Source organism: Prosthecobacter fluviatilis, from assembly GCF_055388355.1.
Genome location: NZ_AP043782.1, coordinates 5,009,585 through 5,030,927, shown reverse-complemented (window position 1 = coordinate 5,030,927; position 21,343 = coordinate 5,009,585). Strand labels below are relative to the sequence as shown.

At 61.7% G+C, this 21,343-nt stretch carries 15 protein-coding genes; 8 read left to right on the top strand and 7 right to left on the bottom strand.

Going from position 1 to position 21,343, the window contains the following annotated elements; all coding sequences use genetic code 11:
• Positions 1-16: 16 nt before the first annotated feature.
• From tpiA to ACZ5WW_RS19705, 3 genes are all read right to left on the bottom strand, one after another.
• Positions 17-817, bottom strand: a complete 801-nt coding sequence (tpiA, locus tag ACZ5WW_RS19715) for a triose-phosphate isomerase (RefSeq protein ID WP_377169172.1) — start codon at positions 815-817, stop codon at positions 17-19.
• Positions 818-923: 106 nt separating this feature from the next.
• Complete coding sequence (locus tag ACZ5WW_RS19710) at positions 924-2,138, bottom strand: phosphoglycerate kinase (RefSeq protein ID WP_377169170.1); 1,215 nt, start codon at positions 2,136-2,138, stop codon at positions 924-926.
• 120 nt (positions 2,139-2,258) lie between these two features.
• The gene (locus tag ACZ5WW_RS19705) at positions 2,259-3,188 is read right to left on the bottom strand and encodes a LysR family transcriptional regulator (protein WP_377169168.1); all 930 of its coding nucleotides are present in this window, start codon (positions 3,186-3,188) and stop codon (positions 2,259-2,261) included.
• A 69-nt stretch (positions 3,189-3,257) separates the two neighbouring features.
• On the opposite strand from ACZ5WW_RS19705, the gene ACZ5WW_RS19700 reads away from it, so the two are divergent.
• From ACZ5WW_RS19700 to ACZ5WW_RS19690, 3 genes are read left to right on the top strand one after another with little or no spacing between them, the layout of a single operon-like run.
• Complete coding sequence (locus tag ACZ5WW_RS19700; protein WP_377169166.1) at positions 3,258-4,457, top strand: efflux RND transporter periplasmic adaptor subunit; 1,200 nt, start codon at positions 3,258-3,260, stop codon at positions 4,455-4,457.
• A 7-nt stretch (positions 4,458-4,464) separates the two neighbouring features.
• Positions 4,465-7,647, top strand: a complete 3,183-nt coding sequence (locus ACZ5WW_RS19695) for an efflux RND transporter permease subunit (protein WP_377169164.1) — start codon at positions 4,465-4,467, stop codon at positions 7,645-7,647.
• Positions 7,634-9,031, top strand: coding sequence for an efflux transporter outer membrane subunit (locus ACZ5WW_RS19690; RefSeq protein WP_377169162.1), 1,398 nt, complete (start codon positions 7,634-7,636; stop codon positions 9,029-9,031). Before ACZ5WW_RS19695 ends, ACZ5WW_RS19690 begins: the two co-directional genes overlap by 14 nt.
• Before the next feature lie 91 nt (positions 9,032-9,122).
• Here ACZ5WW_RS19690 and ACZ5WW_RS19685 read toward each other — a convergent pair whose 3' ends face one another.
• From ACZ5WW_RS19685 to ACZ5WW_RS19670, 4 genes are all read right to left on the bottom strand, one after another.
• A complete protein-coding gene (locus ACZ5WW_RS19685) occupies positions 9,123-10,040 on the bottom strand; it encodes an anti-sigma factor (RefSeq protein WP_377169160.1) in 918 nt (305 codons plus the stop codon).
• Positions 10,037-10,603: an RNA polymerase sigma factor gene (locus ACZ5WW_RS19680; protein ID WP_377169158.1), complete on the bottom strand. Its 567-nt coding sequence runs from the start codon at positions 10,601-10,603 to the stop codon at positions 10,037-10,039. Before ACZ5WW_RS19680 ends, ACZ5WW_RS19685 begins: the two co-directional genes overlap by 4 nt.
• 115 nt (positions 10,604-10,718) lie before the next feature.
• Positions 10,719-13,895, bottom strand: a complete 3,177-nt coding sequence (locus ACZ5WW_RS19675; RefSeq protein WP_377169156.1) for a UvrD-helicase domain-containing protein — start codon at positions 13,893-13,895, stop codon at positions 10,719-10,721.
• A 44-nt stretch (positions 13,896-13,939) separates the two neighbouring features.
• Positions 13,940-14,821: a DMT family transporter gene (locus tag ACZ5WW_RS19670; RefSeq protein ID WP_377169154.1), complete on the bottom strand. Its 882-nt coding sequence runs from the start codon at positions 14,819-14,821 to the stop codon at positions 13,940-13,942.
• Between the two features lie 270 nt (positions 14,822-15,091).
• Between ACZ5WW_RS19670 and bamA the strand changes: the two genes are divergently transcribed.
• The 5 genes from bamA (at position 15,092) to ACZ5WW_RS19645 (ending at position 21,340) form a co-directional block, all read left to right on the top strand.
• Complete coding sequence (bamA, locus tag ACZ5WW_RS19665) at positions 15,092-17,419, top strand: outer membrane protein assembly factor BamA (RefSeq protein WP_377169152.1); 2,328 nt, start codon at positions 15,092-15,094, stop codon at positions 17,417-17,419.
• A gap of 72 nt (positions 17,420-17,491) precedes the next feature.
• A complete protein-coding gene (locus ACZ5WW_RS19660) occupies positions 17,492-18,130 on the top strand; it encodes an OmpH/Skp family outer membrane protein (RefSeq protein ID WP_377169150.1) in 639 nt (212 codons plus the stop codon).
• Positions 18,131-18,218: 88 nt separating this feature from the next.
• Positions 18,219-19,280, top strand: a complete 1,062-nt coding sequence (gene lpxD / locus ACZ5WW_RS19655) for a UDP-3-O-(3-hydroxymyristoyl)glucosamine N-acyltransferase (RefSeq protein WP_377169148.1) — start codon at positions 18,219-18,221, stop codon at positions 19,278-19,280.
• Between the two features lie 73 nt (positions 19,281-19,353).
• The gene (gene trpB / locus ACZ5WW_RS19650) at positions 19,354-20,580 is read left to right on the top strand and encodes a tryptophan synthase subunit beta (RefSeq protein ID WP_377169145.1); all 1,227 of its coding nucleotides are present in this window, start codon (positions 19,354-19,356) and stop codon (positions 20,578-20,580) included.
• A 139-nt stretch (positions 20,581-20,719) separates the two neighbouring features.
• Positions 20,720-21,340 (top strand): methyltransferase domain-containing protein, encoded by a 621-nt coding sequence (locus ACZ5WW_RS19645; protein WP_377169143.1) that lies wholly within the window; start codon positions 20,720-20,722, stop codon positions 21,338-21,340.
• Positions 21,341-21,343: the final 3 nt, after the last annotated feature.

The window sequence follows — 21,343 nt, the reverse complement described above, 5'->3', positions numbered from 1 at the left end:
CCCAGCCTACGAAATGCTAGGCATTTGCATTGGTCCAGTCGATGGCAGCACGGCAGATTTCCCAGAAACTGCCGGGTTCCATGCTGGCACCGCCCACGAGCGCGCCGTCCACATCCTTCTGGCTGATGAGCTCGGCCATGTTGCCGGGCTTCACGCTGCCACCGTACTGAATGCGGATCTTCGCGGCAACGTCTTCGCCAAAGAGTTCTCCGAGCACCTGGCGCGTGAAGGCGTGGGCCTCCTGCGCCTGCTCAGGGCTGGCGGTGCGGCCGGTGCCGATGGCCCAGACGGGCTCATACGCGATCACACAATCCGTGATGCGGCGGGGGCCGACGTCAGCGAGGGATTCACGAAGCTGGCTGCCGAGCACCTGCTCGATCTGGCCGTTGTCGCGCTCAGCGAGGGTTTCACCGATGCAAAGGATCGGGTGCAGACGTGCCTCGAGAGCCGCGAGCACCTTGGCGTTCACAATGGCGTTGGTTTCGCCATAGAGGCTGCGGCGCTCACTGTGGCCGAGGATGACGTGCCTGCAGCCGCACTCTTTGATCATACGTGCGCTGATCTCTCCGGTGAAGGCACCGGCAGGCTGGGCGCTCATGTTCTGGGCGGCCAGTTCGACGCTCTGCTCACGGGCGTTGATGAGCACATCCTGGGCTTTGGCCAGGCTCACAAAGGGTGGAGCCACGACGATCTGCACCGGCACCTTGTCGGGCACGAGACGGGCAAAGGAGCGGAGGAAGTCATCCGTCTCCTGGGGTGTCATGTGCATTTTCCAGTTGGCGGCGATGATGGGTTTGCGGAAGTGGACGAAGGCCATAAGGGGAGGGTTGCAGTTGTTTACAATGGTTGTCGGTGTTGACAGTGATTGGGCAAACAATTGTCAACCATCGTCAACAACCGTAAACCACCGTCAACGGTTTGAGTTACTTGTCTTTCAGGCAGGCGACGCCGGGGAGGACTTTGCCTTCGAGGAGCTCGAGGGAGGCACCGCCGCCGGTGGAGATAAAGGTCATTTTGTCGCCAAGCTTGGCCTTTTTGACCGCCTTCACGCTATCGCCACCACCGATGATGGTCTTGGCGCTGGAGTTGGCAGCCACGGCTGCGGCCACGTCAAAGGTGCCCTTCGAGCTGTCCTTGATCTCAAAAACGCCCATCGGGCCGTTCCAGATGACCGTCTTGGCCTTGGCGATTTCTTCGGAGAAGAGCTTCACGGACTCAGGGCCGATGTCCACACCTTCCCAGCCGTCCGGGATGCTTTCGCCAGCAGCGGTAAACTTGAGGTTGCCCAGCTTTTTGGTGTCGAAGTCAAAGGAGTCGGTGATCATGGCATCCACCGGGATGAGGATTTTCACGCCACGCTCCTTGGCCTTGTCCAGTGCGGCCTGCGCGATGGGCTCCCACTCCGGCTTGTAAAGGCTCTTTCCGATCGAGATGCCCTCCACGATCTTGCGGAAGGTGTACGCCATGCCACCGCCGATGATGATGGTGTCTGCCTTTTCGAGCAGGCGGTTGATGACGCCGATCTTGTCGTTCACCTTGGCACCGCCGAGGATCACCACAAAGGGGCGCTCGGGGTTTTCGAGTTCATCGTGCAGCCAGGTCAGCTCCTTCTCCATAAGCAGGCCGGAGACTGCTGGCAGGTAGTCGGCAATGCCGGCTGTGGAGCTGTGCGCACGGTGCGCGGAGCCGAAGGCGTCGTTCACAAAGATTTCGGCCAGCTCGGCCATGCCCTTGGCCAGGGCGGCGTCGTTTTTCTCTTCGCCAGCATGGAATCGGGTGTTTTCCAGAAGGAGCACATCGCCATTGCCCAGCGCCAGGGCCTTGGCCTTGGCTTCTTCGCCGATGCAGTCGCTGGCGAAGGCCACAGGCTTGCCGATCAGGGCGCTCAGAGCCGGAGCCACCGGAGCCAGGCTCTGCTTGGGGTCACGCTGGCCCTTGGGACGGCCCAGGTGGCTCGCGAGGATGATTTTAGCGCCTTTTTCGATCAGAAAATTGAGCGTGGGCAGAGTCTCCTGGATGCGCGTTGCGTCGGTGATGACCATCTGGCCGTCCTTCTCTTCGAGCGGCACGTTGAAATCTACGCGCACAAAAACGCGTTTTCCGGCGAGGTCGAGGTCACGAATGGTCTGCTTGGGCATGGTGTTTTTTAATGTGGGGTAAACAGGCCGCAAGGCGGCGGGGGCGTGATTCCTAGCACAGAGCGTGCTCGGTGCGCATGCAATTTTTTGCAGACAGGAACTGCGGGATCGGCGAAATGCCTATCGCTCATTCAAGTCCAGCCGGTGAATTTCCAGAGGAAGCTCCTGCTCCAGGAACTCGATCAGGCTTTTCACCCGCTGCGGCAGGTGCTCGTGCGCCGAATGGGCAATCTGGAGGTCGATGGGGGCCAGATGCCAGTCCGGGAGCAGTTGTACCAGGCGCCCCGCAGTGATGTCCCGGGCTGCCATCCACTCCGGCAAAATCGTGAATCCGGCACCCTCGATCGCGGCTTCTCTCAGAGCTGTCACGGTATCCAGCAGCATGACCGGGCTCAGCTTGAGCTTCTTGACCTGTCGGGACCGCTCCAGCTCCACACGGTCTCTGGAATAGAAATGCGGCTGCAAAATGCCCAGCCACGGCAGATCGTTCAGGTCATCCGGCCGGATGGGCAGACTGTGATATTTGAGCAGGGAGGGAGCCGCCACCAGCCTGCGATGCAGCTTGGCGATCTTGCGGATCGTCACCCTGCGGTCCGTCGGAGCCCCCACCATGATGCCGCAGTCAAAGCCCTCCTTGATGAACTTGGTGGGCCTGTTGATGAGATGCAGTTCGGTCGTGACATCCGGGTGCTGTCTCTGAAAGCGGGAGAGCACGCGCGAGACGATCCACTGCCCCACATCCACCACGGAGACCATGCGCAGGTGCCCGCGCAGGGCACGGCGCTCCGCACGCAGCCGGCTGCCCAGACGGTCTGCCACGGTGAGAAGCTCCCGGGCATCTGCCAGCACGATGCTCCCCGCGTCCGTCAGCCTCATCGTGCGCGTGTCCCGCCGGATCAGCGGAGCGCCAATCTGAGCCTCAAGGGATGCAAGATGCCTGCTCAGCGTGGGCTGAGCCACCCCCAGAACTCTGGCGGCACGCGAGATGCCGCCCGAGTCGGCAATCTGCACAAATTCACGCAAAAGGTGGAGGTCGTTCAAGCTGCTCATGCATTTACTGTATAAGTGATATGTCGATTATGCACTATTTAAGCTGTCGCATTGTTCGTAACTCTGATCATGGCGCGCGCATCGTTCTTTTCCGTCCCCCTTCTTCCAGCTCTGCGGCAGGCCCTTGTCGGCCTGCTCGTCCTGAGTTCCATGACCGCCTGCAAACGCAGCAGCACGGCCACCGCCGGCCCGCCACAGACAGCGGTCCCTGAAGTGACCGTGGCCAGGCCGGTCGCCAAGCGGCTGATGGACTGGGACGAATTCACCGGCCGCCTGACAGCACGCAAACGCGTTGAGGTTCACGCCCGGGTCTCGGGTTATGTGACCAAGGTCAGCTTCAAGGAAGGTGCCGAAGTCAAGGCCGGAGACCTGCTCTTCACCATCGATCCTCGCCCTTACCAGGCCATCGTTGAACGCGCCGAGGCCATGCTCTCCCAGGCAAAATCTGCGGCAGAAGTGGCCAGCGTGGAAGCACGAAACGCCACCGCACTGCGTCAGGGGCAGGCTATTTCTGTGGAAGAGTCCGAACGCCGTCTGAAAAGCGCCACCGGTGAAATGGCGGGCGTGCGCGGCGCTGAGGCAGCCCTGCGCGCCGCCAAGCTGGATCTCGAATTCACCGAAATTCATGCCCCCATCAGTGGTCGCATCAGCGATGCCCGTGTGACTGAGGGCAACCTCGTCAGCGGTGGCAACCAGGGGGCCACCCTGCTGACCACCATCGTCGAGCTGGACCCCATTTACTGCGAGATCGAGGCCGATGAGCGTTCCGTGCTCAAATACCGCGAAATGCACAAGACCGGCGAGCGCACGAGCGCCATGTTCGCCCGCATTCCCGCCCAGATGGAACTGCTGAACCAGGATGGCTGGCCCAACCACGGCGAAATCGATTTCGTGGACAACCAGATCAATCCCGCCACCGGCACCATCCGCGCCCGCGCGGTCTTTCCCAACGCTGACCGTCTGATGTCCCCCGGCTTCTTCGCACGCGTGCGCATCCCCGGCAGCGGCGAATACGACGGCCTGCTCATCCGTGACTCCGCCGTGGGAGACGACCAGGGCAGCAGTTTTGTGTGGGTGCTGGATGCCGAGGACAAGGCTGTTTACAAGCCCGTCACCCTCGGCCCGCTTCTGGATGGCATGCGCGTCATCCGCAAAGGTCTGGCAGCGGACGACCGCGTGGTGGTGCTGGGCCTCATGAGCGTGCGCAACGGCGCCAAGGTGAAGCCCACACTGACAGACATGCAGCCAGCGGCGGAAGCCACCAAATAACATCGACATGAATTTCGCCCGCTTCTTTGTGGACCGGCCCATCTTTGCGGCCGTGCTGAGCATCGTCATCACCCTGCTGGGCGTGCTGGCCTACCTGGCGCTGCCCATCGCGCAGTATCCCGAGGTCATCCCGCCCACCGTCGTGGTCTCGGCCACCTATCCTGGCGCAGATGCGCGCACGCTGGCGGAAACCGTCTCCACACCGCTGGAGCAGGAGATCAACGGCGTGGAAAACATGCTCTACCTCTCCTCATCATCCACCAGCGATGGCAAGGTGCAGATCACCGTGACTTTCCGCCTCGGTTCGGATTTGAATGAGGCCCAGGTGCTGGTGCAAAACCGTGTGAACGCCGCCGTCTCACGCCTGCCTGAAGAGGTCCGCCGTCTGGGGGTGAACGTCAACAAGCGCTCGCCTGACCTCACACTGGCCGCGCAGTTCTACAGCCCCGACGGTTCGCGTGAAGTCTCGTATCTCAGCAACTACGTCACACTCCAGGTGCAAAACGAGATCGCCCGCATTCCGGGCGTCGCCGAGGCCTCCTCCCTCGGAGGTCTGGACTACTCCATGCGCATCTGGCTCGACCCTGAAAAAGTGGCCAGCCTTGGCCTCACAGCGGGTGACGTCGTCCGTGCCATCCGTGAGCAAAACGTGCAGGTGGCCGCAGGCTCGCTCGGCCAGCCGCCTGCCTCCAAGGACTCGCAGTTTCAATACACCCTCACCGCTCCGGGCCGCCTGAAGAAGGCCGAGGAGTTTGGCGACATCGTGCTCAAGACCGGAGAACAGGGCGACGTCGTGCGTCTGGCCAACGTGGCACGCATTGAGCTCGGCTCCCGCGACTACTCCAGCCGCACCTACATGGACGGCTACAACGCCGTCTCGCTGCGCGTTTTCCAGCTGCCCGGCAGCAATGCCATCGAAACCGCCGACGCCGTCTACAGGCGCCTCAAGCAGCTCAAGGAGCGCTTCCCTCCAGGAGTCGATTACGTCATCAATTACGACACCACCAAGTTTGTGCGCGCCTCGATTGAGTCCGTGCTTCACACCCTCATGGAGGCGGTGCTTCTCGTGGTGTTCGTCGTCATCATCTTCCTGCAAAACTGGCGCGCCTCCATCATCCCGCTGCTCGCCGTTCCGGTCTCCCTCATCGGCACCCTCGCCGTGATGCAGTGGATGGGCTTCTCGCTGAACAACCTCTCGCTGTTCGGGCTCGTGCTCGCCATCGGCATCGTGGTGGACGACGCCATCGTGGTGGTGGAAAACGTCGAGCGAAACATCGCACTCGGACTGAGCCCGCGTGAGGCCTCGGTGCGTGCGATGAATGAGGTGAGCGGCGCTGTCATCGCCGTGGCCCTGGTGCTCTGCGCGGTGTTCGTTCCCACGGCTTTCATCAGCGGCATCACCGGCCAGTTCTACCGTCAGTTCGCGCTGACCATCGCGGTGTCCACCGTGATTTCCGCCTTCAATTCCCTGACGCTCAGCCCCGCCCTCTGCGCCCTGCTGCTGCAGCCGCACGGTGTGAAGCAGGACTGGTTCAGCCGCATGCTGAACTTCCTCCTGGGCTGGTTCTTCAGCGCCTTCAACCGCGTGTTCCAGTTTGGCTCCGACCTTTATGCCTCTCTCGTCGGCAAACTCATCCGTCTGGCCGTGCTGGTGCTCATCGGTTACGGCGGGCTCATCGGCCTTGCCGGCAAGCTTTTCAAAGACGTCCCCGCAGGCTTCATCCCCTCCCAGGACATGGGCTACGCCATCGTGCTGGTGCAGCTGCCTGACGCCGCGTCCTTTGAACGCACCGACACCATTGTGCGCCGCATGGATGCCATGGCACGCGAAATCCCCGGAGTGGCACACACCTTCGCCATCTCCGGCTACTCCTCCGTCCTGCAGGCCAACCAGCCCAACGTCGGCGCGGCCTTCCTTGTCTTTGACGAATTTTCCAAACGCCAGTCTCCCGAGCTGAAGGGAGACGGCCTTCTGGCAGTCATCCGCAAAAAATTCTCCACCATCCAGGAAGGCCGTGTGCTGGTTCTTCCACCACCACCCCTCCGTGGCCTGGGCAATGCCGGTGGCTTCAAAATCCAGGTCCAGGACCTCAACAACGCCGGCCTGCCAGCACTGGAGGCCGCCACGCAGAAGCTGCTGGCCGCCGCCCAGCAGGAGCCGGGGCTGATCTCCCTCATCACCGGCTTCCGTGCCCGCACGCCCCAGTTCAAGCTGGAGATCAACCGCGCACAGGCCAAGACCATGGGCGTCTCCCTGGCCGACCTCAATGAGGCGCTGCAGATCTACCTCGGCTCCGTTTACGTCAACGACTTCAACCTTTTCGGCCGCACCTACCAGGTCACCGCTCAGGCAGAAGCCCAATACCGCAAAGACCCCGCCGATGTGAGCCGCATCAAAATCCGCAACCAGGCAGGCGAGATGGTGCCGCTGGCAGCACTGGTGAAAGTGGTTAAAACCGGCGGGGCTGACCGCGTGCAGCGCTACAATCTTTACTACTCCGCAGACATCAACGGCAACACCCTTCCCGGCATCAGCTCCGGCCAGATGATCGAGAAAATCGAGCGCCTCGCCAAGGAACACCTGCCGGTCGGGTTTGCCATCGAGTGGACGGACCTCACCTACCAGCAGATCCTGGCGGGAGACACCCTCATCTACATCTTCCCCCTTTGCGTCATCTTCGTTTTCCTGGTGCTCTCCGCACAGTATGAGAGCTGGAGCCTGCCCATGGCCATCATCCTCATCGTCCCGATGTGCCTTCTCTCCGCCATCGGCGGCGTGTGGCTCCGTGCGCAGGACAACAACATCTTCACCCAGATCGGCCTGGTGGTGCTCGTCGGCCTCGCGGCCAAAAACGCCATCCTCATCGTGGAATTCGCCAAGCAGCTGCAGGACACCGGCATGGACCGCGTGAAGGCGGCCGTGGAGGCCTGCCGGCTCCGCCTTCGTCCCATCCTCATGACCAGCTTTGCCTTCATCCTCGGCGTGCTCCCGCTCGTGCTGGCCACGGGCGCCGGCGCGGAAATGCGTCAGGCTCTTGGCACGGCGGTGTTCTTTGGCATGATCGGCGTCACCATCTTCGGCCTTCTTTTCACCCCGGTGTTTTATGTCATCATCCGCGCCTTCGTGGAACGCCGCGAACACCGCCTCCAGTCAGCCGCCCCCGCCCCTGTGATTCATGAAGCCCACTAATCCGCTCCTCCTCGTCGCCTGCCTGGTTTCCAGCTGCAATGTGGGGCCGAAGTTTGTCAAACCGCAGCCCAAAATGCCCGCGGACTATGCCTCCCGCAACACGCAGGAGCAGCAGTCACACGAAGTGGACGCAGCCTGGTGGCGCAAGCTCAATGACAGCACTTTGAACGAACTGGTGGCCCAGGCCGAGACGCAGAACAAGGACATCGCCGCCGCCCGCGCACGTCTGCTGGAGGCCCGTGCCCTGTGGCGCGAGTCCCGCTTCAACTACGCCCCCACCGTCACTCTGGGCTCCACCTATGAAAACACCCGCAACGGTGCCACTTCCTTCTCCGGCCTGCGCACTCGCGACTTCGAGCTCTACCGCACCGGCTTCGATGCAGACTGGGAGCTCGACTTCTTTGGCCGCATCCGCAACTCCGTCAAAGCCGCCAAGGCGAACTCCGGCGCCATGGACACCAATCTGCAGGACCTCCTCATCTCCCTCCAGTCCGAAGTCGCCAGCAACTACATGGAACTCCGCGGCGCCCAGGCCCAGTTGAGAGTGGCCAATGAAAACGCCAGCAACCAGCGCGACGCCCTCCACATCGCGGAGGCCTCTCTCAAAGGAGGCCGCGGTACGCAGCTCGATGTCGCACGGGCCAATGCCCTCTGGAATGCCACCCTGGCGCAGATTCCCACCTACCAGGAAAACATCGCCAGATCGATTCACCGCATCGCCGTGCTCTGTGGTCAAAACCCCTCGGAGCTGCGCGGAAAACTTCAGGTCAGCAAAAAACAGCCCTCCGTCCCCAGCCGCATCGGCATCGTCAAGCCTGCCGATCTGCTGCGCAGACGGCCGGACATCCGCACCGCCGAAAACATTCTGGCGGCGGAAACGGCACGCATCGGAGTCGCCGTGGCAGATCTGTTTCCCCGCGTCACCTTCAACGGGCGCATTGGCTTTGAGTCCTCCACCCTGTCCTACATGACCAACCAGCCCAACGCTGACGGCTACAGCTTCGGGCCGCGCATCACCTGGGCGGCTTTCAATCTTGGCCGGGTCAGGCAGCAGATCGCCGCCGCCGGAAAGCGGGCAGACGCAGCGCTCGCACGCTATGAGCAGACCGTCCTGCTCGCGCTCGAAGAGGCTGAGAACGCACTCACCGTGTATGATCGTGAGCGCCTCCGGCTGCACCACCTCGAAGCCTCCGCCGCCTCCGCACGCGAAGCCGCCACCCTTGCTCGCAAACGCTACCAGGATGGCATCGCCGACTTCCTGACGGTTCTCGACGCAGAGCGTATGGCTCTGGGAGCTCAGAATGACATCGTCGTCAGTCGCACCCGCGTCGCCACGGCTTGGGTCACGATCTACAAGGCGATGGGCGGCGGCTGGAACGGCTAGCTGCGCCGCCTGGCAAAAACCCGGCACGCGGGCACGCTTTCACACGCGTGCCTCGACGGCAGATTCCCCCCCGGCTTGCCCAGCAGACACATCACGGACCGACCATCAGGAGCTGCCCCTCGCTTTTGGGCACGCCGCCTTTTTTCTCGACACTGAGAGCAAACTTGGCCTCGCCAGTCACCGGTTCCACAGGCCTGAAGCTGACTTTCGCTGACCCTTTGGCATCGATGCTCACCACTCCGGCGCTGACCGGAGCCGGCTTGCTGGGGTCCACCACCCACAGCTGGTAATCTTTGTCAGACTCCACTTTGGGCATCTTTTCGAGCACGATCACCCCCTGGCTGCGCTTTTGGTCCCAGACCACAAGCATTTCGCTCCGGCGGTATTCCCACACTTTGCTCTGCAGCGTGGCGATCTGAAGCTGCGACTGCTGCTCCTGCTCCTTCAAAGTCTTCACTTCAGCGGTGAGCTGGGCGATCTGCCCCTTCGCTTCGGACTCCCGCTTGTTCAAAGATTCGATCTCCAGCGCCAGCGCCCTTTTCTGCGCCTCAAATTCATCGCGCCGTTTTTTGAGCTCTTCTTCCAGCGTACGCGTCTTGCCGTCGTCCACGACAGGGACGGTCTGGTTCACAGGCGCAATGGCGCGCGAGGCTGCTGCAAGCTGCTGGGTCAGGCCAGAACGCTCCTGCCACAGCCACACAGAAGTCACGGCAAAGCTGGCGGCGATGGCCCAGCCGATGCCTCCCACAATCACACCGGGTGAAAGCCCGGCGCCCTTGACCCCGGTGGCACGCATCTTGGCACGGATGCGCTTCTTCATGTCCGCAGGCGGCTCCACCGGCTTGATCAGAGTGCCCATGTCCGCCGCTGCCTGCTCCAGCTCCCAGGCCAGCGCGCGCAGCTCCTTGTCACGTGCCACGGCACCGTCCAGAGAGCGCTTTTCGTCATTCTCCAGCATGCCGAGAGCATTCATGGCAGCCAGTTCTTCAAATCGTTCCTGTTCCATCATGCCCCTCCTTTCAAAAGATCGCGCAGGCGCATCAGCCCGCGGCGGATGTTGGTCTTCACAGTGCCGAGCGGGAGCCCCAGCGATTCGGCGATCACATGGTGTGTGAGCCCCTTCAGGAAGGCAAATTCGATCAGCTGGCGCTGCTCCGTAGGCAGCTCGCTCAGGGCCGCGTGCACCACCACGCCACGCTCACGGGCCTGCACATCCTCGTCAGCCCCGGCTTGGGCGGGTGCACCCAGCGTCGTTTGTTCCAGCAGCGCACTGTCCACCAGGCGGTTGCGCCGGCCCAGCATGCGCATGCGGTCGATCGCTTTGTGCCGGAACAGCATCACCGCCCAGGTGAAGGCTTTGCTGCGCTCCGCATCAAAGGTGGAGGCACGCTCCCACAGCAGCACAAACCCGTCCTGCAGCACATCTTCGGCTTCACGTTCATCGTGCAGCATCTGGCGCAGAAGGCCAAAAAGCCGCGGAGCCATGCGGTCATAGAGCTGGTCAAATGCACGTGAATCCCCACGTCCAGCACGCTGGAGCAGGTCTTCATCGCTAAGTTCTGGCTGGCTCATGTGGGGTTTGGTCGCAGTTCGTGCCGAAAAAGCCTCGATGCGCGGATTCCATGCCAGAGCTAATGCGATCACACAAGTTTTTGCGTCATCAAAGGCGGCCTGGATTCAAAAAAAATCACTTTATGTCCACCAGGCGGCAGCTTCGGGTGAAGAGCAGGGCGGATTCTACCTGCTCCAGCTTCAGCCCGGTCAGCCGCACCAGAGCCTGGCGGTAAAGCATGATCTGCGGGCGGTACCCCGCCACTTTTTCGGCCAAAGCCTCGTCGTCAGCCACCTCATCCGTTTTAAAGTCGATCAGACGCACCGAATCACGCTGGACTACGACCCGGTCAAACACGCCGCTGATCCAGCTCCCCTCGTGAATGAGGTCAAAAGGGCGCTCCCTCCACGCCTCGGCGCCTTCACAGGGCCTGACAAACGCCGCCCGCGCAGCCGCCGACTGCAGCACCCCACGGACCATGGACAGCGCGGCCGCCTCAATCGCCTCACCACGCAGCAGTCCGGAGGCCTGCCAGCGTGACTCCAGCACCGGCAGGCTGTCAGTCTCGGCATCCCACCACTCGACGTGAGCCAGCAGTTCATGCACCAGATTGCCCAGCTTCCGGCCAGGCTCCCGCCCGGCGCTGAAGAGCATGCTGCCTTTCACCTGAAAAGCTTCTTCACCAGAAGGCGTCACGCGCTTGGCCAGCGGCTGAAATTCCCGCAGCAGCTCGCCGAGCGGACGCGAAACCACAGGCACCTCCGCCACCGCGGGGGCCACGCCAGGAGACTCGGCATACCATTGCGCATCCCCCGTCTGCCATTCCACCTCATAGTCCCCGCAGGCCTCGCCAGCCCCCGCCACGCCCAGCATGCGGCGTAAAAACTGCGCCTCCCTCATCGAGGGCTCCTTGGACTTCGGCGGCGGCTCGGCCACGAGATACAGGCCGCGTTTGGCCCGTGTCATCGCCACATACAGGCGGCACAGCGACTCAAAACCCGAACGCTGCTTCGAGGTCTCCAGCTCCTGGTTCAAAGCTTCGTGCAACGGTGCAAAAATTCGCGGCGGCTCCTGCAGCACCCAGGAGATGCCCTGCGCATCCCGGTCCACGATCAGCGAGCGCCGCCGCACATGATCCATGGCATCTCCGTTCAAATCTGGCAGGATGACCACATCAAACTCCAGTCCCTTGGCCTTGTGCACCGTCATCACCTGCACAGCACACGCCGCCCCCCGCACCTGCACCGGCATTTCACGCACATGCTGCAGAAACGCATCGATGTCACGCGAGCCGCCGGCATCAAATTCAGCGGCCATTTCACCAAACTGGCGCAGCCGTAGCTCGTGAAAGGCATCAATCTCCGGCAGCAGGGTGCGCACATGCCGGGTCCAGGCCTCCGTGAAGCCGACAAACCCACGCTCAAAAACACACTCCCTCACCTGATGACAGGCAAGCGGCCAGCCCTGCCCCGGCTGCTCGATCTGCGACCACAGGGGCGTCATTCTCAGATGCTCCAATGCCAGCGCATCCCCCGGATGCGCCGCCAGTTGCAGCAGCGAGAGCAGCGCAAGCGTCACCGCATTGTCCGTAGCGGGATGGATTTGCGATTCGCACACCACCTCCATGCCCGTCGTCGCACGCAGTTCTTCGGCCACGGCGCTGGCGCTCTTGTTGCCGCGCACCAGCACCGCGCACGTCAGCCCGCGCTCCAGAGGACGGATCTCATTGAGCAGGGCTGCCACCGTGGGCGTCGTGGATGGATTGCGCCTGCCATCCTCGCTGGGCACGCTCAGCAGGGCTGCATAGCCGCCAAGCCGCTGATTTCGCTCGGCAGGCACATGGTTTTTAAAGGCAAAGCCGGCGGTGCAGCCCGGAAGCACCGCTTCGATCGCCGCCGCACTGGCAAAGACCGCATTCACCGCATCCAGCACCGCCGGGGCACTGCGGAAGGACTGGCTCAGCGTCTGGGGCTCCAGCCCGTCCTGGCCCTGGTGCGGCCACTCCTTCAGCACATCATCAAACAGCCCGGGCTCAGCCTGCCGCCAGAGGTAGATGGACTGCTTGGGGTCCCCCACAGCGTAGAAACTGCGCCTGCCGGACTCATCCTGCATCACCTCGTCCACCAAGCCCCGCACCACGTTCCACTGCACGCGGCTCGTGTCTTGAAACTCGTCAAACAGCCAGTGGTCATGGCGGCCGTCCAGGCGGAACCACAGATCTCCGCTCTCACCGTCCGCCCACTCCGAGCCATCGTTCGCAGCCGCCGCCAGGAGCCTTTGGACATCGGCAAAAGACAGCCTGCCCCGCGCGCGCACCCGCCGTGCATATTCGGCCTCATACAGTGCCATCAGAGCCGCCATGCCCTGGGTGCGCTGCACACGGCAGGTCAGCTCCTGGTCCAAAATCTCCCTGGCGACTCTCACCCAGGCACGCGCGGTCTCCCCGCTGAGTTCAGATTTTTTGCCACGCCCCCAGGCGATTTCGGCCCGGCCGGATTTGAGGTCCTGCCAGACCGCTGTCGTCTTGTCCAAAAAATACTTCACCCGCGTGGGTAGCGTCGCCCCCGGCTCCAAGGCCGAGGCTTCAGCCACCAATTCGTCAAAAAATCTCGCTCCCTCATCGGTTCGCGGGACGAAGCGGTCCCTGAGTTCGCCGAGGGCCGCCGTGAGACTGCCGGCACGCGCCTGCCCCACCCCCGGCAGCCTTCCCCAGGGGGCCCCATCTCCGCTGTCCAGCCAGGTGCTGTGATGGTCATTGATCCACGCCTCCAGGCTGCCCGCTGCACTGCGCTCCTCAATGCCAAAGGTGGCCTGCTTGAACCCCTCGAGCAGCGCGCGTCCTGCCTGCTCATCCCGCGAGGAATGAATGCGCTCAAGAAGCGCATCCAGCGCCTCCTGCCGGGCTTGGGCGGCTTCATTTTCGGCCATCACACTGGCGCCTAGGGGGAGGCCCAGTTCCAAAGGAAAACAGGCGGTGATGCCCGCAAAGAAACTGTCCATCGTGCCCAGGCGCAGGCGGTGGAGCTGCTGGGTCACCTTGCGCAAAAGCAGCACAAACTCCGGCCACTCCTCCGGCAAGGGCGCCATCCCCGCAAAGTAGTGCTCTGGCAGCTCCCCGTGGCGTGACAGCACCGAGAGCCGCTGCAGGATGCGCTGGAAAAACTCCCCTGCCGCCTTTCGCGTGAAGGTCATCGCCGCAATCCCCTGCGGTGACTGCCCGAGCACGAGCAGATGCAGATGCCGCCGCACCAGCTGGTAGGTTTTCCCGGAACCGGCGGAGGCGGAGACGAGGATGTGGCGGAGGCGGTTCACGTGCCCGGGATGCAAGCCCACGCGCCACCACATGTCCAGCACTCTCACGCCTCCACCCAGCGCCGGATCCAAGGCAGCGCCAGCACGACGGCGACAATCACCGATGCTCCAAGGTAAAAGCCGGCGCTCATATGCTCCGCCTGCCCAAACACCAGCGCCGCCAGCAGGATGCCGTATACAGGCTCCATGTTGTAAACCACGTTGACCGTGAAGACGCTGACACGGCGCAGCACATCCATAAAGCCCGCATAGGCCGCCACAGTGCACACCAGGGCAAGCACCCCGAGCCATAGCGCGGATGCGGCATCCGGCATTGTCGGCATGAAACCACCTTCGAGGAAGGGGCGTGAAAGCAATGCAGCGATGCAGGCACCCCCCATCTGATAAAGGCCGATGACGCTCCAGTCGGTGTCCCGGGCCACCTGCTGCTTGCTCAGGGTGGCAAAAAAGGCGGCCAGCACCGCAGCGGCAATCGCCACGGAAAAGCCGAGCCAGTGGCGGAACTCCACCTGATAGATAAACCAGACGGCCCCGACCATGACCGCACCCACCAGAAGCTCGGCCAGCCGCCAGCGCCTGGAGCCGTCTATGAGGGGCTCGATCAGGGAGCACCACAGCATGGCCGTAGGCATCGCCGCCAGGCAGACTGAAGCCGTGGCCAGCCGGGCAGACCAGAAAAACAAAACCCAGTGCAATCCCAGAATAACCCCCACACCCAGCATGGCCAAACCTCTGCGGTAACTCACCCAAAATGAACACCTTCGAAATCGGGTCAGCACCGCAAAACAAATCACGGCGAGCGCCGTGCGCCAAAACACGACATCCACAGGAGGCAGGACGATGAGCTTGCCTAAAATCGCCGTCAGTCCCCAGGCCAGCACCACGAGATGCAGCTGGATGTAATTGCGCACATTGGAACGGGACATGCTTTGTGACGGAACTGTTGCTCTGGCCGCTACACGTTTGAAGCGCCTCTTTTTAGGGCTTCATACAAGGACGAAACCTCCTCTTTGGCCATCATTTCATCTCATGACTGCAAAAATTGGCAGGAACCCCCATAGAACTTACGCCTTGACGTGGGGCAGTGCGGAAGCAGTAATGCAGGCTTGTCATGCTCCAGTCTGGGCGTGTCCTGCCGCCCGGTCATCCTCCTGTTTGTCTTATCTGCTCTGCCTATGAATTACGGAACTCCCTCCATGTCTCGCCTGACACTTTTTTCTGTAGCGGCCATCGCTTTGATGATGTTCCCAACACAGCAGGCACGGGCGCAAGCAGTGCTCCCCTCGGCACCGGTGGCAAAAAAGATCGTGCAGGATGTCCAGATCGTCCTCAAAGGCGCGGTGAAGCTGGACGAGAACCGCATTCGCAGCCAGCTCTCCACCCGTGTCGGACAGCCCTTCAGCAATGAAGCGGTGGAACGTGACATCCGCGCCCTCTACAGCACCGGCGCGGTGGAAAATCTGGACATCAACGCCGTGGATGTGCCGGGCGGCGTCAAGGTCATCGTCGAAATCGTCGGCCGCGGTGGCATTGCAGAAATCAATTTCATCGGCAACACCGCCATCGACAACAGCAGGCTGCGCAAGGACATCGCAGTCAAGGTGGGTGACCCGGTGGATGACATCAAGCTCTCGGCTGCACAGCAGAAGATCGTCGAGATGTATGAGAAGAAGGGCTTCTCCGACGTGATCGCCAGCTATGACATCACCCCCTCCGCCCGCGAGGGTTTCTCCACGGTGACCTTCAAGATCGACGAAGGCGCACGCGGCATCATCCATGACATCCGCTTTGAAGGCAACACGGCCATCAAGTCCCGCGTGCTGCGTGGCAAGATCAAATCCCAGGAGCATCACATCTGGAACCTCTGGGGCAAAAAGGGCAAGCTCAGCAACCAGGACCTGCAGGAAGACATCAAGAAGATCGAGCAGGCTTTCCAGGACGAGGGCTACGTTTACGCCAAGGTCACCGAAGTGCGGCGTGAACCGGTCTCATCCAAGCAGATGGACCTGGTGTATGTGATCAATGAAGGCGCCAAGTATGACGTCTCCGGCGTCAAGATCTCCGGCAACACCATTTTCACCACGGAAGTGCTCATGCAGGGCATCAAAACGGAGCCCGGATTTCCGTATGTCGGCAGCTTCATCAAGGCAGATGAAAAGATGGTGCAGGACTACTATGGCTCACGCGGCTATGCAGACGCCCGTGTGGAGACCAGCATCCTGGAAACTGGCGCAGGACAGGTCGCCGTGGCCTACAACATCACGGAAGGCACCAAGTCCTACATCAGCAAGGTGAACATCTCCGGCAACTCGGTCACGAAGGATGAAGTCATCCGCCGGGAACTGCCCTTCGCCCCCGGAGAGGAGCTCAACACCGTCAAAATCGAGGCGGGCAAGAACCGCCTGCAGAACCTGAACTACTTCAGCTCTGTGGACATGCGGAACACGCCCACGACCGCCCCCGGCTACAAGGACGTGGACATCAATGTGCAGGAACAGTCCACCGGTACGGTGAACTTCGGCGCAGGTTTCAGCTCCATCGACAGCATCACGGGATTCATCCAGGTGACCCAGACGAACTTTGACATTCGTGACTGGAAGGACTTCCGCGGGGGTGGCCAGCGCTTCAACGCCAACATCCGTGCGGGTGCGCTCCGTCGTGACGTCACCATCAGCTGGACGGAGCCGTGGTTCCTGGGACGCGAACTGGCCCTCACGGTCGAAGCGTTCTATCATAACCTCTACTACCTCTCCAACTTCTTCAACCAGACCAACGTCGGTGTTTCATCAGGCTTGCGCAAGCGGCTCGGAGAACACTCCTACATTGAAAGTACCTACACCCTTCAGCAGGTCAGAATTGACAGCATTGCCAGCGGTGCCTCGGCCCTCATTGCCCAGGAAGCAGGGTCCTACATCCAGAGCAAGATCGACACGAACTTCGTGCATGACACCCGCGACAGCGTCTTCATCACACGCAGTGGCCACAAGATCGAAGCGGGCATCCTGCTTTCCGGTCTTGGAGGTGACGTCCCCGTTTACGGCGGCAACATCGGCGGTCAGCAGTATTTCAACCTGCCTGGAGACACCATCCTCAGTTTTGAAGGAATGTTCCGCGTGGTCAACAGCTGGAACAACAAGCGGGTGCCCATCTTTGAGCGCCAGTTCCTCGGTGGCGCCAACAACCTGAGAGGTTTCACCTACCGTCATGCAGGCCCCAAAGATGCAACCGGTGAGCCTATCGGTGGTCTGACTTCCATTTACGCTTCCAGCGAGTTTTCCGTTCCGGTCCACATCACAGCCAACACTGAAAAATCGCCTCGCGTGGTGTTCTTCGGCGACGTCGGCACCATTTCCGGAGCCAGCGGCGCCACCACCGGCAATGGGTCGATCTACTCCGATGCCGGCATCGGCCTGCGCCTCTTCCTCCCTGTGGGTCCGATCCGCGTTGATTACGCCGTTCCGATCTCCAAGGACGCCACCTCAGGCTCGGGTCGCTTCCAGTTCAACATGGGCTACAAATTCTAGCCGCCTGTTGCCCTGTCTGTCCTCTCTGACGTCTTTTCATCTCTTCCAATCTCGTTCAACCTCCCAAAACTTATGATTCGCAGCGCGTTCATCGCCCTTATTCTCGCCACCGTCACCACTCTCCAGGCCGCCGATCTCAAAATCGGTGTGATCGACATGTCCAAAGTCTTCCAGGAGTACCACAAGACCAAAACCGCGGCGGACAAGTACAAGACTAATTATGAAAAGGCAGCTCAGGAAATGACTGAGTTCCAGAACACCTACAAGAACCTGACCGCCGAGGCCCAGAAGCTTCAGAAGATGGCGCAGGATCCCATCATCACTCCGGAACAGCGTGCCAAGTACGGCGCAGAGCTGGGTGAAAAGGTGAAAGAAATCCGTGCCCTGGAAATGGAAATGCAGGAATTTGCAGACCGCCGCCAGCAGCAGCTCAAGCAGGAGGACATGCAGATCCGCAAAGGCCTCTATGAGGAGATCCTTGTCGTCGTCCGCGCCCGCTCCAAAGAAGACGCCTACGACTTCGTCTTCGACAAGACCGGCGTCAGCCTCTCCACCGTGCCGATCATCCTGCACGTCCGGGAAGGTGCCGCAACCGACCTCACCGACCAGCTCATCGTTGAGTTGAACAAAAACGCACCGCCTCCAGGAGCCGAGCCCAAGAAGGAAGACGCCGCCGCTCCGGCAACCAAGGCAGCGGAGCCCAAAAAATAAGCCAGCGGCTGTCAGTTTCCCAAAGGCACGCCGCTAGCAACAGCGACGTGCCTTTTTTCGTTTTAGCGTTAATATGCCTGTCTGCACCATGAGCCATTCCATCACCCTGCAGAAACTTGCCGAGCTTGTCGGAGGGACCCTCTCCGCAGGCAGCCCTGAATCCGTCATTTCGGGATTGAACTCCCTGATGGAAGCAGGCCCTGGTGACGTCACCTTCCTCGGCAATGCACGCTACCTGCCTGCCCTGAAAACCACCCGCGCCTCCGCCGCCCTTGTCCCTGAGGACCTGGATGCCGGTGAGGCCAGAGAGGGGCTCGCGCTCATCCGCCTCAAAAACCCGACGCTCGCTTTTTCACACGTCATCCGCTTCTTTGGCCCGCCTGCCGTTGAATTCGCGCCCGGGGTTCACCCCACAGCCACCGTGGCCGAAGATGTGGTTTTTGACCCGCAGAAAGTCAGCATCGGGCCTCATGCCGTCATTGAGAGCGGGGTCCGCCTGGGTGATGGCTGCAGGATCCACGCCGGAGTCTATCTCGGGCGGGGGGTGCAGCTCGGCGCTGAATGCGTCATCCACGCCAACGCCGTCATCAAGGAATACTGCGTCCTGGGCCGGCGTGTCATCCTCCACAGCGGCTCCGTCATCGGGAGCGACGGCTTTGGCTATGAACTCGTCCAGGGACGCCACCAGAAGATTGACCAGGTCGGCATCGTGCAGATCGATGATGATGTGGAAATCGGCTCCTGCACCACCATCGACCGCGCCCGCTTTGGCCGCACCTGGATCGGCGAGGGCAGCAAGATCGACAATCTCGTGCAGATCGGCCACAACTGCACGCTTGGAAAGCACTGCATCATCGTCTCTCAGACCGGCATCTCCGGCAGCACACGTCTGGGCAACTACGTCACCATGGGCGGTCAGGTCGGCGTGGCCGGGCACCTCGAGATCGGAGACCGCGTCATGTTCCTTGCCAAATCCGGCGTCACCAAAAGCATCCACGATGCAGGCGCCTACACCGGCTACCCCGCCCGCCCGCTGATGGAAGGGCGCAAAATGCTCAGCCTTCCGGCCAAAATCCCGGATCTGCTGGAGCGCGTGCGCGTTTTGGAAAAAAAACTCGCCGCGCTCGAAGGCGAAGCAGTCCGCTCCTAGTCAGAAGCGTAACTTTGCCAGAAGCCAGAGCGGACGTTGCCAAGGTCCGCTCTTCGATCTAACGTCTCCACCCATGACAGCCGCCTCCCCCCTTCCCCTTCCCGTGATGCCGGACAGCCACGGCCACTATGGCCAGTACGGCGGCATGTTCGTGCCCGAGACTCTGATGTCGACGCTGAAGGAGCTTTCGGACCACTATGAGAAGGCGAAAGCTGACCCTTCTTTCCAAAAGGAGCTCGACAGGCTCCTGCATGAGTATGTCGGCCGCCCGACACCGCTCTACTTCGCTGAGCGCTGGACCGAAAAGCTCGGCGGCGCAAAGATCTACCTCAAGCGCGAAGACCTCCTGCACACCGGCGCCCACAAGATCAACAATGCCCTCGGGCAGATCCTTCTGGCGCAGCGCCTGGGCAAGAAGCGCATCATCGCTGAAACCGGGGCTGGCCAGCACGGCGTGGCAACGGCCACAGTATGCGCACGTTTCGGCTTCGAATGCGTCATCTACATGGGCAAGGTGGACATGGAGCGCCAGGCGCTGAACGTCGCACGCATGCGCTTCCTGGGAGCCAAGGTGGTCGCCGTGACAGCGGGACAGGCCACGCTCAAAGAAGCCGTGAACGAAGCCATGCGCGACTGGGTCACCAACGTGCGCAGCACGCATTACATCCTGGGTTCCGCTCTCGGCTCACACCCCTTCCCGATGATGGTGCGGGATTTCCACCGCGTCATTGGCGTCGAGGCCAGGCGCCAGATCCTGGAGCGTGAGGAGCGTCTGCCAGACCTCCTCGTCGCCTGCGTCGGCGGCGGCAGCAACAGCATCGGCCTCTTCCATCCTTTCCTCAATGACAAGGATGTGCGCATGACCGGCGTCGAAGCCGGCGGCGACGGCATCATTCCTGAACGCCATGCCGCACGCTTTCAAGGCGGACGCCTCGGTGTTCTCCAGGGGACCAAGACCTGGCTGCTCGCCAACGCCGACGGCCAGATCGAACTCACCCACAGCGTCAGCGCCGGCCTCGACTACGCCGCCATCGGCCCCGAGCACGCCTGGCTCCATGAGCAAGGCCGTGTCACCTACAACTACGCCACCGACAGCGAGGCGCTGGCGGCCTTCCAGGAGCTGAGCCAGGTCGAAGGCATCATTCCCGCCCTCGAAAGCAGCCATGCGATCGCGGAAGTCCGCAAAGTGGCCCCCACCATGCGCAAGGACCAGATCATCCTCGCCAATCTCTCCGGCCGTGGCGACAAAGACGTCGCGCAGGCTGCACGCATGATTTTTGGCGAAGAACTGAAGTTTTGACCTCGGGTCATGAAACTGCTGAGCATCGCTCTGAGCCTGCTTTCAAATGCCGAAGCCCGCACCGGCTCTCAATTCCTGAACCGGTGCAGCTGCAAGCACTCAAAAACCGCAGCGGGAGTGTTTTCCAACCTGCAGTAAAATGACCCCCACCGTTCCACCCGTCATGCAGGCGCAGCCCACGAATGCAATCCAGCAGGACATGCAGAAGCTGAAATCTCTTCTGCACGACTCGCTCTCTCCACACCTGCCTGCGGGGCAGAAGGACATGCGCATTCTGAATCTTGCCTGCGGCCGCTGCGACGAGGCGGAAACCCTGATCCAGGTCGGCTCCGAGCTCACCCAGGGCGGCGGCGTGGAGATGATCGGCGCAGACATCCGCATCCGCGAAATCCGCCAGGCACGTGAAACACACGGCCACCTGCCCGCACAGTTTTTGATCGAGGACGCCACCAGGATCGACCAGCACAAAGAGCTCAGCGACGACTTCAACATGGTCTTCCTCCGCCACCAAAACTTCTGGCACGGCCAGGAGCTGTGGAAAAAGATTTTTGACCAGGGCATCGCCAAACTGCGCCCCGACGGCATGCTCGTGATCACCAGCTACTTCGATGTCGAGCACCGGCTCGCGCTCCGGGCGCTGGAATCCCTGGGCATGGAGGTCGTCAGCAACAAACGCAACAAGGAAAGCAGGGCCCTGAAGGATGCTCCCGGCAAGTCCGTGGACCGCTGGGTCGCCGTTTTGCGGCAGAGGCGCGCCTGAGAC

Excerpts from the sequence above, each read along its gene's own strand:
- tpiA (WP_377169172.1), bottom strand. The coding sequence starts at position 817 with ATGGCCTTCGTCCACTTCCGCAAACCCATCATCGCCGCCAACTGGAAA.
- ACZ5WW_RS19710 (WP_377169170.1), bottom strand. The coding sequence starts at position 2,138 with ATGCCCAAGCAGACCATTCGTGACCTCGACCTCGCCGGAAAACGCGTT.
- ACZ5WW_RS19705 (WP_377169168.1), bottom strand. The coding sequence starts at position 3,188 with ATGAGCAGCTTGAACGACCTCCACCTTTTGCGTGAATTTGTGCAGATT.
- ACZ5WW_RS19700 (WP_377169166.1), top strand. The coding sequence starts at position 3,258 with ATGGCGCGCGCATCGTTCTTTTCCGTCCCCCTTCTTCCAGCTCTGCGG.
- ACZ5WW_RS19695 (WP_377169164.1), top strand. The coding sequence starts at position 4,465 with ATGAATTTCGCCCGCTTCTTTGTGGACCGGCCCATCTTTGCGGCCGTG.
- ACZ5WW_RS19690 (WP_377169162.1), top strand. The coding sequence starts at position 7,634 with ATGAAGCCCACTAATCCGCTCCTCCTCGTCGCCTGCCTGGTTTCCAGC.
- ACZ5WW_RS19685 (WP_377169160.1), bottom strand. The coding sequence starts at position 10,040 with ATGATGGAACAGGAACGATTTGAAGAACTGGCTGCCATGAATGCTCTC.
- ACZ5WW_RS19680 (WP_377169158.1), bottom strand. The coding sequence starts at position 10,603 with ATGAGCCAGCCAGAACTTAGCGATGAAGACCTGCTCCAGCGTGCTGGA.
- ACZ5WW_RS19670 (WP_377169154.1), bottom strand. The coding sequence starts at position 14,821 with ATGTCCCGTTCCAATGTGCGCAATTACATCCAGCTGCATCTCGTGGTG.
- bamA (WP_377169152.1), top strand. The coding sequence starts at position 15,092 with ATGTCTCGCCTGACACTTTTTTCTGTAGCGGCCATCGCTTTGATGATG.
- ACZ5WW_RS19660 (WP_377169150.1), top strand. The coding sequence starts at position 17,492 with ATGATTCGCAGCGCGTTCATCGCCCTTATTCTCGCCACCGTCACCACT.
- lpxD (WP_377169148.1), top strand. The coding sequence starts at position 18,219 with ATGAGCCATTCCATCACCCTGCAGAAACTTGCCGAGCTTGTCGGAGGG.
- trpB (WP_377169145.1), top strand. The coding sequence starts at position 19,354 with ATGACAGCCGCCTCCCCCCTTCCCCTTCCCGTGATGCCGGACAGCCAC.
- ACZ5WW_RS19645 (WP_377169143.1), top strand. The coding sequence starts at position 20,720 with ATGACCCCCACCGTTCCACCCGTCATGCAGGCGCAGCCCACGAATGCA.